At 55.8% G+C, this 12,465-nt stretch carries 13 protein-coding genes and 1 riboswitch; of the genes, 10 read left to right on the top strand and 3 right to left on the bottom strand.

From position 1 onward, the window contains the following. Positions 1 to 33: 33 nt before the first annotated feature. Positions 34 to 543: a bifunctional 3-hydroxydecanoyl-ACP dehydratase/trans-2-decenoyl-ACP isomerase gene (fabA, locus tag E1297_RS41925; RefSeq protein WP_093964585.1), complete on the bottom strand. Its 510-nt coding sequence runs from the start codon at positions 541 to 543 to the stop codon at positions 34 to 36. 188 nt (positions 544 to 731) lie between these two features. Between fabA and irrA the strand changes: the two genes are divergently transcribed. Continuing rightward, a complete protein-coding gene (irrA, locus tag E1297_RS41930; RefSeq protein ID WP_155148920.1) occupies positions 732 to 1,151 on the top strand; it encodes an iron response transcriptional regulator IrrA in 420 nt (139 codons plus the stop codon). On the opposite strand, the gene E1297_RS41935 is transcribed toward irrA, so the two are convergent. Beyond that, on the bottom strand, positions 1,152 to 2,048 hold the full coding sequence (locus E1297_RS41935; protein WP_196223539.1) for a LysR family transcriptional regulator: 897 nt from the start codon (positions 2,046 to 2,048) through the stop codon (positions 1,152 to 1,154). It lies immediately after the preceding gene. An 86-nt stretch (positions 2,049 to 2,134) separates the two neighbouring features. Here E1297_RS41935 and E1297_RS41940 point away from each other — a divergent pair, with 86 nt between their 5' ends. Next, a complete protein-coding gene (locus tag E1297_RS41940; RefSeq protein WP_155148924.1) occupies positions 2,135 to 2,932 on the top strand; it encodes a phytanoyl-CoA dioxygenase family protein in 798 nt (265 codons plus the stop codon). A 6-nt stretch (positions 2,933 to 2,938) separates the two neighbouring features. Here the strand turns inward: E1297_RS41940 and E1297_RS41945 are convergent, their stop codons facing one another. After that, positions 2,939 to 3,802: a hypothetical protein gene (locus tag E1297_RS41945; RefSeq protein ID WP_196223540.1), complete on the bottom strand. Its 864-nt coding sequence runs from the start codon at positions 3,800 to 3,802 to the stop codon at positions 2,939 to 2,941. A 123-nt stretch (positions 3,803 to 3,925) separates the two neighbouring features. Between E1297_RS41945 and miaB the strand changes: the two genes are divergently transcribed. The 8 genes from miaB (at position 3,926) to trmB (ending at position 12,442) form a co-directional block, all read left to right on the top strand. Beyond that, entirely contained in the window at positions 3,926 to 5,245 is a 1,320-nt protein-coding gene (miaB, locus tag E1297_RS41950; RefSeq protein ID WP_155148928.1) for a tRNA (N6-isopentenyl adenosine(37)-C2)-methylthiotransferase MiaB, read from the top strand. A gap of 175 nt (positions 5,246 to 5,420) precedes the next feature. Then, the gene (locus E1297_RS41955; RefSeq protein WP_209016319.1) at positions 5,421 to 6,185 is read left to right on the top strand and encodes an outer membrane beta-barrel protein; all 765 of its coding nucleotides are present in this window, start codon (positions 5,421 to 5,423) and stop codon (positions 6,183 to 6,185) included. Between the two features lie 162 nt (positions 6,186 to 6,347). Then, entirely contained in the window at positions 6,348 to 7,370 is a 1,023-nt protein-coding gene (locus tag E1297_RS41960; protein ID WP_155148930.1) for a PhoH family protein, read from the top strand. Between the two features lie 45 nt (positions 7,371 to 7,415). Further along, positions 7,416 to 7,910 carry an rRNA maturation RNase YbeY gene (gene ybeY, locus E1297_RS41965; protein WP_155148932.1) on the top strand — a complete coding sequence of 165 codons (495 nt, stop codon included), beginning with the start codon at positions 7,416 to 7,418 and terminating at the stop codon, positions 7,908 to 7,910. A gap of 36 nt (positions 7,911 to 7,946) precedes the next feature. Continuing rightward, positions 7,947 to 8,834: a hemolysin family protein gene (locus tag E1297_RS41970; protein ID WP_155148934.1), complete on the top strand. Its 888-nt coding sequence runs from the start codon at positions 7,947 to 7,949 to the stop codon at positions 8,832 to 8,834. Then, positions 8,831 to 10,330, top strand: a complete 1,500-nt coding sequence (gene lnt / locus E1297_RS41975) for an apolipoprotein N-acyltransferase (RefSeq protein ID WP_155148936.1) — start codon at positions 8,831 to 8,833, stop codon at positions 10,328 to 10,330. Before E1297_RS41970 ends, lnt begins: the two co-directional genes overlap by 4 nt. A gap of 48 nt (positions 10,331 to 10,378) precedes the next feature. Next, a riboswitch (SAM-SAH riboswitch) is annotated at positions 10,379 to 10,427 on the top strand. A gap of 5 nt (positions 10,428 to 10,432) precedes the next feature. After that, a complete protein-coding gene (gene metK, locus E1297_RS41980) occupies positions 10,433 to 11,614 on the top strand; it encodes a methionine adenosyltransferase (protein WP_155148938.1) in 1,182 nt (393 codons plus the stop codon). A gap of 114 nt (positions 11,615 to 11,728) precedes the next feature. Then, positions 11,729 to 12,442: a tRNA (guanosine(46)-N7)-methyltransferase TrmB gene (trmB, locus tag E1297_RS41985; RefSeq protein ID WP_196223541.1), complete on the top strand. Its 714-nt coding sequence runs from the start codon at positions 11,729 to 11,731 to the stop codon at positions 12,440 to 12,442. Positions 12,443 to 12,465 lie beyond the last annotated feature (23 nt).

Raw genomic sequence — 12,465 nt, forward strand, 5'->3', positions numbered from 1 at the left:
TTCCGTTCCCTGTTGCTTGTCCGTCAGTTGGGGTCAGCTTTCGGACAATGCAACCTTCATGTCTTTGACCTGATAGATCACTTCACCATCGGCTTCGACCCGACCATCCGCCACACCCATGGTCAGGCGGCGTGTCTGCACGGCCTTTGTGAAATCTACATAATAGGTCAGCATCTTGCGGTCAGGGCGCACCATTCCGGTCAGTTTGACCTCACCTACACCCAGTGCGTATCCACGACCCTGCCAGCCGCGCCAACCCAGGTTAAAGCCTGTCAGCTGCCACAAGCCATCCAGGCCAAGGCATCCGGGCATGATCGGGTTGCCGGGGAAGTGGCAGTCAAAGAACCAAAGGTCAGGTGTGATGTCGAACTCGGCCACAACATGACCTTTGCCATGCGCGCCGCCATCACCCGAAATATCGGTGATCCGGTCCATCATCAGCATCGGCGGGGCAGGCAATTGTGCGTTGCCGGGGCCGAATAATTCGCCACGGGCGCATTTCAGCAGATCGTCCTTGTCAAAGCTGCTCGGGAATTGGGCCATTCTGCCGCCTCTCCTGCCAGGGGTCCGTTTATTCAATCTGGCCTCGTCTAGCACCCGTATGCAAGGTCCTGCAAGAGCAGCGGACAACATCGTGTCGCACGTAGTGCATTCTTTGCGAATGAATTTCATTTGAAATTCCCATCAGACCGCACTTATATATATGGTCAGCAAAAACGGGTATCGGATTCATGACGCCTCAGAGCCGTAACATCGCTACAAATTGGTTGGTTGATGCAGGATTGCGTCCCACACGTCAGAGAGTTGCCCTGGCGGAGTTGCTGGTTGGCGACGGACGTCATCGCCATGTGACCGCAGAAAGCCTGTTCGAGTCGGCCAAGAAAAACGGCGACGCGGTATCGCTGGCGACTGTTTACAATACACTGCGCGCGTTCTGTGACGCCGGAGTGTTGCAGGAAATCACCGTTGATGGATCAAAAAGCTATTTTGATACCAACACTCATGATCACCCGCATTTCTTCTGGGAAGATGAAAGCCGCCTGAGCGATGCACCATCTGATCAACTGGTCATCCAGCGTTTGCCCGAAGCACCCGAAGGGGTCGAGATCGCTTCGGTTGATGTGGTGATCCGCCTGCGCAAAAAGCCGTAACTACTCAGTTCGCAAACATTCGATGAGCGACCGCTCGGCTGCTGCAATAAGCGAGTCGGTGGGCCCGGTGCCGTGGCGGGCCAGAACGACGGCTTCGGTCGCATCGGGGTCGGAAATGGACAGGCTGACCAAGGGCATGTGATCATAACTGAACTCACTATCGGGACTGGCATAGCTGATGCCGATCCCTTCGCCGTGAGCGGCCAGACTGCGTTGAATTTCAAGCGATTCTGCCCGGTGAGAAACGGTGGGGTTCAGGCCGCGGCTCCGGAACAGCCCAAGTACGTGCTGGGCGGACAATCCTTCTTTGGACAGGATCAGCGGATATGCTTCGAGTTCTGTGAGCGATGTCTGGTGTGACCCTGCCAGAGGATGATCCGGTGCCACAAGTGCGCGCGGACCGCTACTGAACAGTCTTTGGCGTGTAAAACCGGCATCCATTCCCAGATCATAGGTGACCGCCAGATCAAACTGACCGTCGGTCAGGCCAGTGATCAGGCCCTCGAAACTCTCAACGCCATGAGTCACCACAACATCAGGGAGCGTGTCCCGAAGTGTGTGGAGGGCTTTGGCCAACAGAAATGGCGCCAGATCCACGAAACACCCAAGCCTCAATCGGCTGGCACCCGTCACCGGTTGCTTCGAATCTTCCAGCAAGGCGGCGCTGTTCAGCAGCGCTTCGGCCTCTTCAATGAACTTTCGTCCCTGTGGTGTCAGCGCCATCGCCGCCCCACGCCTGCGTGAGAACAACGGGTACCCCAGATGTGATTCGACACGGGTAAGTGCATTGGACAGGGCAGGTTGTGACACGTTCAGGTGTTGCGCCGCTGAAGACAGGCTGCCGTGGCGGCCAATGGCGCACACATATTCGTATTGCCGCAGTGAGATATATAACATGAAGTTAATAGTTAGTTTGAAAGATATGATTTGAACAGTGGTCACAAACATGCGCAGATCGGGTCGAGCTATCCAAGGAGACCATCATGACCCACCCCCTTGTTTCCCAAGAGATGATCGACACCTACCAGACCGACGGCGTTGTTTTGGTCAAAGGCCTGTTCGCTGATCATGTTGAAGCATTGCGTGACGGCGTCGCCGCCAACATGGCCGAGCCCGGACCTTATGCATCTGAAAACAAGAAAGAGGGTGAGACCGGTCGTTTCTTTGATGATTACTGCAACTGGTCGCGAATTCCGCAATTCAAAGAGGTCATTGAAACCTCGCCGGCTGCCGAAGTGGCTGCAGACCTGATGAAGTCGCAGTCCGTGCAGATGTTCCATGACCATGTGCTGGTCAAGGAACCCGGGACGTCGATGGCCACGCCGTGGCATCAGGACGGCCCTTACTATTTTGTCGAAGGGCAGCAAACGATCAGCTTCTGGTCTCCGCTTGATGCTGTAAGAAAGGCCACCCTGCGCTGCGTCGCGGGCTCACATCGTTGGGAGAAGGAAGTTCTGCCGACGCGGTGGGTGTCCGAGGAAGGGTTCTTTGCTGATGAAGGTCAGTACATTCCTGTTCCGGATCCTGACGCCGAAGGAATGAAAGTCGTGGAGTTCGAGATGGAACCCGGCGATGCGGTAGCCTTTAACTACAAGACGTTGCATGGCGCGCGCGGCAATCAGTCTGACAGCCGACGCAGAGCGTTCTCGCTGCGACTTGTTGGTGATGATGCGCGATACGTGGAACGTCCGGGCCGCACATCGCCCCCTTATCCGGGCCATGACATGCAGCCGGGTCAGCGTCTGCGCGAAGACTGGTTCCCGATTTTGTTGCAGCGCTGAGGCTGATCAGAACCACTGGCCGGGTTCGATCAGACCCAAATCCATCAGCTGGCGCGAATTCCACTGGAACGGAACGGAATTGCGCCAGCGGAAGCTGGGGATATCAAAGGTCGATCCCGCATTGCTTTTCAGAGCCTTGGCTGCGCGGAATGAGCAAATCGCTGCGGTCAGGTTATGGTGCCAGGGGCAGGAATAGGTATTGTATTCCGGTTCATTGAACGTGTGGTCTGGCAGCAGGGTGAGGCCCTTCTTTGCCTTGAACAACGCGATCCGATCGATGCGCCGCCGCTCATAAGGAATGTGATCCTCGAACCGCCAGCGCAGGCCGCCTGACATGTCCAACTGGCGCTCCATCGGTTGCCCTGTCGCATCATGCCGGGCGTGGGCATAGTAGCCGGTGCCGTCCAGCATCGCGTGATCGACATCCACACCGTTGGGGTGCGTCGTGAGGTCGTCAGCATAAAGGTCAATGACGTGGCTGAGCATCGCATTGCGGCGTTCTTCAGTGTGAAAGGCCAGCATCTCACCGATGCTGCGTGTCTCGCAGAAGGGAAAGTAGAGATACTCGGCGTTATAGCAGTAGTACATCCAGACACCGGGAGCGGCCTGAATGATCTGGTTGATGATCTCGAAGGCGACTGATCTGGGCGCGCAAGTCAGTGTGACCCGGTGAATTTGCTCTGTCACGTCCTCGGACAGCTTGAAATCCAAAGGCATGAAGGTGATCACTGATTTGAAACCGAGATCGATGTGATGTCGTAGCGTATTGTCCAGTTCTACGTCGTCCTCGACAAACACCAGTGCGATTGGTCCCTTGGCCAAGGCGCTTTGGCCGGTTTTCAGAAAGTGATCGAGGGATTCGTACTGCATCGCTTGTATTGTGTTTGGACCTTGCTGGAATTTCCGGCCAAATTCGGGTAATTGCGCCAGCATTGCAAGCGGCGTTCTAAGGGTATAGACGACGCCGACCCAGCGAATGCAAAGGCCCGCTCCATGTCCGAACCGAAAAAGCTGTTTATCAAGACCTATGGCTGTCAGATGAATGTCTATGACAGCGAGCGTATGGCCGAAGCGCTGGGCGGTCAGGGTTATGTCGAGACCAAAAGCCCTGACGACGCGGACATGATCCTGCTGAACACCTGCCATATTCGCGAAAAAGCTGCCGAGAAAATCTATTCTGAGCTGGGGCGCTTTAAGGGGCTGAAAGCTGAAAATCCTGATCTGAAGATCGGTGTCGCTGGCTGTGTTGCGCAGGCAGAAGGCCAGGAAATCATGCGCCGTCAGCCGATGGTTGATCTGGTTGTCGGACCGCAAAGCTATCACCGCCTGCCCGAGATGGAGGCGAAGACGCGCGCGGGTGAAAAGGCACTGGATACGGATTTTCCCGAAGAGGACAAGTTCGAGAAACTCAAGGGCCGTCCCAAGGCCAAGCGCGGCCCTACCGCCTTTCTGACGGTTCAGGAAGGTTGCGACAAGTTCTGCGCATTCTGCGTGGTGCCCTATACCCGCGGTGCCGAAGTCAGCCGTCCGGCGGACCGTATCCTGCGCGAAGCAAATGAACTGGTTGAACGTGGCGTGCGGGAAATCACGCTGCTGGGGCAGAATGTGAACGCTTATCACGGCGCAGGTCCAAACGGGGATATGACGCTGGCCGGACTGATCTGGGAACTGAACAAAGTTGATGGGCTCGAGCGCATCCGCTTTACCACTTCGCATCCCAATGACATGGCCGATGATCTGATTGAGGCGCACGCGACCTGCGATAAGCTCATGCCTTACCTGCATCTGCCGGTGCAGTCGGGATCAGACAAGATTCTGAAGCGCATGAACCGCAGCCACACCGCCGAAAGCTATCTGCGATTGATTGAACGCATTCGCGAAGCGCGTCCGGATATCCTGATGTCGGGTGATTTCATTGTCGGCTTCCCGGAGGAAACCGAAGAGGACTTTCAGGCGACCTTGGATCTCGTGGAAGAGGTCAGATACGGTTATGCCTATTCTTTCAAGTACTCTACCCGCCCGGGAACGCCTGCGGCAGAACGGCCACAGGTGGATCAAGAAGCGGCAGATGACCGTCTGCAGCGGCTTCAGGCAATGATTACGCGCCACCAGCGTGAGATTCAGGATTCCATGGTTGGCAAGAAAGTCAGTGTTCTTTTTGAAAAGCCGGGCCGTTTACCTGGTCAGATGGTCGGGAAATCCGAATATCTTCATGCGGTTCACGTCTCGGGCGGTGAAATTGCCAAGGGCGAGTTGAGGGATGTCATGATCACGGCATCCGGTGCCAATTCCCTTGCTGGTGAGCTGTTGTAAGCTTGTAGTTATTCTCGCTTTAGACACCATACATGGTGTTTGTTTCCAATTTTTACCCTTGATTTGTTGCTTGGAACCATGTTCCGAGAATAGTTAACTTTTTTCCGGGGCGGCGTCAGCGCACAATGCGGGCGGGTCGTCGTGACCGGGTGTTTGTTTGTGATGGAGGGTACGAGTGGCAATCTTTGCGAAGGCTTTGAGGCCAAAGGGCAAGCAAGTTTTGTTCGGGGCGGCCTTGACCGTCTCGTTTGCTGGCGCGACGGTTGCCGGTGATTTGACAACTCCTGTCTCGGATCCAGTCGTTGTTGGCCCTGAACGATATTCTGATGATGTCAGTGCGTTTTATCTTGGTCTGAATGCGGGTTACGGATTTGGTGGAACTGACCGGTTCGGGTTGAGAACCGGCGGCGGTACCTTTGATATCGGAAACCTCAAGCCTTCCGGGGCCTACGGTGGCATTCGCGGAGGATGGCGCGGCGTCGTGCCAGCAACGGGCGGTCGCGACTATGTCTACGGTTTTGAGCTTGGGTATGATTTTGGCTCGTTGGAAGATACGGTTTCAAGACAAATCGGCACTACGACTGTCACGGGCGGGTCTGAGATATCGGATGTGCTGTCGCTCAAATTTCGGAATGGCCTGACAAACAAGAGTGGAAGCGTTTTGTACTTCGTGTCATTTGGTCTGGTGCAGGGTGAGGTCGCGACGACAAACAGCACCACCAGCGGGGGGACAACCCGGGCCTTTGAGGAAAAAGGGCGCCGCAACGGATTGTCTGCCAGTATCGGAGCCGAGCACCAGTTGAATGACAACTGGTCGATCACCGGTGAGTACGAGTATGTCCAGTTCGAGTCGAAAGATGTGGTTTTCGGTTCGGGGTTCTCAACGAAGTCTACGCCAAAATACAGCGGCCTGCGGGTTGGCCTGAACTACAAGTTTTAATCCACCACGAGGTTCTTCGGCCTTAAATCGCCTTGTTCCAAGGCGGATTTTTGCGTGCCATTGGCGGTTTTATCATAAGGTGTAAATTTTTAGAAACTGCGGCTTGCGCCGACCCGGTTTTGTTGTCACGCTTGAGGTGAAACGCCAAGACAGGAGAACGGATTGGCCATCGGTGCCCTTACCCCACCGCAAGATGAGATGCCCCAACGCGAGGCGCTTGTAGAATTTCCTGACAATCGGTTGCTGATAGATCTGTGCGGCGAGTATGACCGCAATCTGACTGATATTGAGCAGAAGCTTTCGGTTCAGATCGTGAGACGTGGCAATCAGCTTGTCATTATGGGCGAAGAGGATGCCCAGAAACAGGCCATTGAGGTGTTGCAAGCACTTTACACTCGGCTGGAAGGGGGGCGCGACGTTGAGGCCGCCGATGTCGACCGTGAATTGCGAATGGGCAATTCCGAGGTTGGAACAGGATCTCGTGATGGTGACCAGCTTGAGATGTTCAAGGGCGGCACGGTCGAGATCAAGACTCGCAAAAAGCTGGTCGAGCCGCGTACGGACGCCCAAAAGGCTTATGTTCAGTCTCTGTTCAACAATGAACTGGCCTTTGGCATTGGACCAGCGGGCACCGGTAAGACCTATCTGGCAGTCGCTGTTGGTGTGTCGATGTTCATCGGTGGCCATGTTGATCGGATCATCCTCAGCCGTCCGGCGGTCGAGGCCGGAGAAAAGCTGGGCTACCTTCCGGGTGACATGAAGGACAAGGTCGATCCGTACATGCAGCCGCTATACGATGCTTTGAACGACTTCCTGCCGGGCAAACAGCTTGCCAAGCTGATCGAAGAGAAGCGAATCGAAATCGCGCCTCTGGCCTTCATGCGGGGACGGACACTGGCAAATGCCTTTGTCGTTCTGGACGAAGCGCAAAACGCCACCACGATGCAAATGAAGATGTTCCTGACCCGTCTGGGCGAGGGGAGTCGGATGGTCATTACAGGCGACCGGTCTCAGGTGGATCTGCCTCGTGGGGTTCAATCCGGTCTGGCCGATGCCGAGAGGTTGCTGAAAACGATCCCGAATATCAGCTTCAATTACTTCACCTCCAAGGATGTGGTGCGTCATCCGCTTGTCGCTGCGATCATCGAGGCGTATGAGGCCGATGCGGGCCGCGAAACAGGATAGAATGCCGGGCCTCTGATAAGTTGGGGCCTCAAGGAAAATAGTGGCATGAACCTGGAATTATCCGTTGAGGACGCACGCTGGACTGATCTGGAGCTTTTGTCCGGGCGGGCGATTGCGGCTGTGCTGGATCGGTTCGGGATCGATTCCGACATATGCGAAATTAGCCTGCTGGGGTGTGATGACGCCAGAATTGCTGAATTGAACGCCGAATTCCGTGAAAAGCCGTCAGCGACAAATGTGTTAAGCTGGCCTGCAGAAGATCTGGCCGCAGAGGAAGCGGGGCAGCATCCGCCTCTGCCGAGCCCTGATTTTACAGGGGAAATTGCTTTGGGTGACATCGCAATTTCGTATGACACATGTGCCCGCGAAGCGGAGGCCGCCGGAAAAACCATGGATGATCACGTGACCCATTTGATCATTCACGCAATGTTGCATTTGCTTGGTTACGATCACATTCGTGACCGCGACGCCACTTTGATGGAAAGCATCGAGGTCGAGATACTTGGCAAAATGGGTATTGATGACCCATATAATGGGTAATGTGGGCAATTCTGCCTGAATAGTTGGAACAGGATAATGGGCGATACAGACGGCAGTTCTAGGGCGGCGCAAAGCGCGCTTCCAGAGAACGGCAACAATGACACCGAAGAGAAAAGCGGATTTTTTACTCGAATAATTGATGCCTTCTCCTCGCATGGTGAGGAAGAGGCCGGGTTGATAAACGGCCACGAAAGCGTGAGCTCTCAGCCTCGGGGCATGATAAACCTGCGCCGGATGCGGGTTGAAGACGTTGCGATCCCGACGGCGGAAATCGTGTCAGTTCCCTCGACAATCGCCAAGGATGAACTTGCGCAGGTGTTCCGCGACAGCGGTCTTTCCCGGATCCCTGTGTATGATGGTACCTTGGATACGCCTTTGGGATTTGTGCACCTCAAGGATTTTGCCCTGACGCACGGTTTCAATGGCGGGTCGTCCGAGTTCGATTTGCGATCAATGCTCAGAACGCTTCTGTTTGTGCCACCGTCCATGCCCATCGGGGTTCTGCTGACTAAGATGCAGACCGAACGCCGCCATATGGCACTGGTGATCGATGAATACGGTGGTGTCGATGGTCTGTTGACGATCGAAGACCTGATTGAGCAGGTCGTTGGTGAAATCGCGGATGAGCACGACGCAGACGAAGATCAGCTATGGATCCAGGAAAAACCGGGCTGCTATGTGGTTCAGGCCCGGGTCCCGCTTGAGGATTTTGAGGCCGAGATCGGCCGATCATTGACCAGCCACGAAGATGTGGATGAAGAAGAGATTGACACTCTGGGCGGACTGGTCTTCATGTTGTCGGGTCGTGTACCTGCGCGGGGCGAGGTTGTGTTGCATCCTGAAGGCCCCGAATTCGAGGTAATCGATGCCGATCCACGCCGCATCAAGCGTCTGCGTGTCATGTTACCGGATATCGCTGCATGAACCCTGCCACAGGCTGGCCCTTTTGGCTTAGACTCGCGTTAGCAGCCTTGCTAGGCGCAGTTGGTGCTTATGGGCTGGCCCCATTCGGCTATTGGGGCGCGACACTGATTGCACTGGTGTTGATTGCTCCACTGTTTCTGGCCAGTGAAACCCGGGCCAGAGCAGCCTGGATTGGATGGTTCTTTGCAACCGGATATTTTGCCCATGCGTTGAACTGGATCATCGAGCCCTTTCAGGTGGATGCTGACCGCCATGCCTGGATGGCACCTTTCGCCCTCGTTTTCATGGCGGGGGGGCTGGCCTTGTTCTGGGCACCTGCTTTTTGGATATCGCGAAGGCCAGCGTTTTCAGCAGTGCGACAGGGTGTATTGCTTGCTGTAGCTTTATCCATCACCGAATTCGCACGAGGTTACGTGCTGACCGGATTTCCGTGGGCAGGTGTCTCGCAGGTTTGGGTGAACACGCCGGTCGCGCAGCTGTTATCCCTGATCGGTCCCTACGGATTGGCCGCACTGACCTTTGCCGCGACTCTGCCGTTGGGGGCTGCCTTGTCTGCACCCAAGGGGTCACGAGCAGTGGTCTTTCCTTTGGCTCTGAGTGTTGGCTTTGCTGTGCTGGCGCTGGGCTACGCATCGATCCGCCCGGCTGTAGTTGAAACCGAAAACGCCGTGCGTCTGGTGCAACCCAATGCGCCGCAGCATCAGAAATGGGATCCGGATTACGCGCCACTGTTTTTCGCGCGACAGATCGAGTTCACTGCAGCAGAGCCACGGCCGGATCTAATCGTCTGGCCGGAAACATCCGTTCCCGCCTGGTTGGCAACTGCTCAGCCTTATCTCAGCGCTATTGCACATGCGGCTGACGGAACGCCAGTCTTTCTGGGTATTCAGCGCGGAGACGGTCCGCGTATCTACAACTCGATGATCTATCTTGATGAGAACGGGCGACAAGCGGGTCTTTACGACAAGCATCACCTTGCGCCGTTCGGTGAATATGTGCCCTTCGGTGATCTCATGGCGCGGTTTGGGATTTTCGGTCTTGCCGCGACCGCCGGCAATGGCTTCAGTGCAGGACCCGGTGCTGCGCTGATGGATGCAGGTAAGCTTGGTAAAGCGTTGCCATTGATCTGCTATGAGGCAGTTTTTACGCAGGATGTACTGGCGGCCCCGGACAGGGCAGACTTTCTGTTGCAAATCACCAATGATGCCTGGTTTGGAACGCGGTCAGGGCCGTATCAACATCTGGCGCAGGCTCAGATGCGCGCGATCGAGCAGGGTCTGCCGATGATGCGTTCGGCCAATACAGGCGTATCTGCGATGATTGATCCGCTTGGGCGGGTGACACACTCCCTGGCACTTGGTCAGGCTGGGTATGTGGACGCGACATTGCCCCAGCCACTGAAACCAACGATTTATGCCCGAATGGGCGATTTTCCGGTATTTCTGATGTTATCCGCCCTGTTTCTGCTGCTTGTGCGCAACGTCCGGAAGGATTGAGGCTAATTTCCGATTGACCCTTTGTTTTTCTGGGCGTATCCCGTCGGGCGCCTGTCACAACGGCTTCCTGACGTGGCAGGGAAATCTCAATGGAGCACTTTCATGTCCAGACAGAACTACACATTTACTTCGGAATCCGTATCCGAAGGGCACCCGGATAAGGTCTGTGACCGTATTTCCGATGCAGTACTCGACGCATTTCTGAATGAAGAACCCGAAGCACGCGTGGCGTGCGAAACCTTTGCTACGACCAACCGGGTCGTCATCGGTGGAGAAGTAGGTCTGTCTGATCAGGAAAAGCTGCATGACTACATGGGCCGTATCGAAGAAATCGCGCGCGCCTGTGTCAAAGACATCGGTTACGAGCAGGATAAATTCCACCACGAAACCGTTGAAGTAACAAACCTGTTGCACGAGCAGTCTGCGCATATTGCCCAGGGCGTTGATGCATCCAGCGATAAAGACGAAGGCGCTGGTGACCAGGGTATCATGTTCGGTTATGCGACGACCGAAACACCCGCACTCATGCCTGCACCGATCCAGTACTCGCACGCGATCCTGCGCCGTCTGGCCGAAGTGCGTAAGAACGGTACCGAGCCTGCGCTGGGCCCGGACGCGAAATCGCAGCTGTCGGTAATCTATCGTGATGGCAAGCCGGTCGGCGTAAGCTCGATCGTTCTGTCGACGCAGCATCTGGATGAATCCCTGACTTCGGACGATATCCGCAAGATTGTTGAGCCCTACATCACTGAATCCCTGCCCGAAGGCTGGCTGAGCGACGAGACCGAGTGGCACGTGAACCCGACGGGTAAATTCGTAATTGGCGGCCCTGATGGTGATGCCGGACTGACCGGTCGTAAGATCATTGTGGATACCTATGGTGGTGCCGCACCTCATGGTGGTGGCGCGTTCTCGGGTAAAGACCCGACCAAGGTTGACCGTTCGGCGGCTTACGCTGCGCGCTATCTGGCCAAGAACGTTGTGGCTGCTGGCATGGCCGAGCGCTGCACCATCCAGCTGAGCTATGCGATTGGTGTTTCCAAGCCGCTGTCGATCTATGCGGATGCACATGGCACAGGTCAGATCGCGAATGCTGAGATCGAAAAGGCAGTTAGCGAAGCCATGGACCTGACGCCGCGTGGCATTCGTGAGCATCTGCAGCTGAACAAGCCGATCTATCAGCGCACGGCAGCTTATGGCCACTTTGGCCGTGAACCGGATGCAGATGGTGGCTTTAGCTGGGAGCGCACCGATCTGGTCGACACCCTGAAAAAAGCAGTCTGATCTGCAAACATTACAAAGCGCGCCCTCCGGGGCGCGTTTTTCGTTGCGGGAGCGTCATGGTTCACCTGACCTCGCCTCTTGCAACGGTACCGGTCTCAAAGTAAGGCCACCGCCATGAGCACCGAGACCCCAAAACGCCCCCGCAGGAATTTCTATGGCCGCTTCAAGGGTAAAACCCTTAAGCCCAGCCAAAAGACCTATCTGTCCGAGGATCTGTCCGATCTTTCGCCGGGTGCAGTGGATTGGGAGACCAACCCCGAACGGACACCGATCGATCTGGATGCACGGTTCGGTGGCAAACCCGTCTGGTTGGAAATTGGCTTTGGTGGGGGCGAACATCTGGTGCATCAGGCACAGCAGAACCCGGATATTGGAATCATTGGCGCCGAACCGTTCATCAATGGTGTGGCCATGTTGTTGGGCAAAATCCGCAAGGCGGGTGTCGAAAATCTGGCGGTGCATCCCGGCGATGCGCGTGATCTGTTCGATGTGCTGCCAGATGCCAGCATTTCGCGCGCGTTTCTGCTGTATCCCGACCCATGGCCTAAAAAGCGGCACCACCGCCGCCGTTTTGTCACGCCCGAGCACCTTGAGCCGCTGGCCCGGGTGCTGAAGCCCGGATCGATTTTTCGGGTTGCAACGGATATTCCCGACTACGTTCGCCAGACCCTCGAAGAGGTTCCGCGCGCAGGCTTTGAATGGCTGGCTGAACGACCGTCCGACTGGCGCGAGCCTTGGGATGACTGGATCTCGACACGATATGAGCAAAAGGCGCTGCGCGAAGGACGGACACCTCATTATCTGACCTTCCGCCGGACCGAGAGCTGATCCCTTTCAGATTTCTGTAATCC

The sequence above is a fragment of the Roseibium sp. RKSG952 genome (assembly GCF_009711355.1).

Coding starts and splice junctions, on each gene's coding strand:
- trmB (WP_196223541.1), top strand. CDS start 11,729: ATGAGCACCGAGACCCCAAAACGCCCCCGCAGGAATTTCTATGGCCGC.
- E1297_RS41935 (WP_196223539.1), bottom strand. CDS start 2,048: ATGTTATATATCTCACTGCGGCAATACGAATATGTGTGCGCCATTGGC.
- metK (WP_155148938.1), top strand. CDS start 10,433: ATGTCCAGACAGAACTACACATTTACTTCGGAATCCGTATCCGAAGGG.
- lnt (WP_155148936.1), top strand. CDS start 8,831: ATGAACCCTGCCACAGGCTGGCCCTTTTGGCTTAGACTCGCGTTAGCA.
- E1297_RS41940 (WP_155148924.1), top strand. CDS start 2,135: ATGACCCACCCCCTTGTTTCCCAAGAGATGATCGACACCTACCAGACC.
- E1297_RS41945 (WP_196223540.1), bottom strand. CDS start 3,802: ATGCAGTACGAATCCCTCGATCACTTTCTGAAAACCGGCCAAAGCGCC.
- miaB (WP_155148928.1), top strand. CDS start 3,926: ATGTCCGAACCGAAAAAGCTGTTTATCAAGACCTATGGCTGTCAGATG.
- irrA (WP_155148920.1), top strand. CDS start 732: ATGACGCCTCAGAGCCGTAACATCGCTACAAATTGGTTGGTTGATGCA.
- fabA (WP_093964585.1), bottom strand. CDS start 543: ATGGCCCAATTCCCGAGCAGCTTTGACAAGGACGATCTGCTGAAATGC.
- ybeY (WP_155148932.1), top strand. CDS start 7,416: ATGAACCTGGAATTATCCGTTGAGGACGCACGCTGGACTGATCTGGAG.
- E1297_RS41970 (WP_155148934.1), top strand. CDS start 7,947: ATGGGCGATACAGACGGCAGTTCTAGGGCGGCGCAAAGCGCGCTTCCA.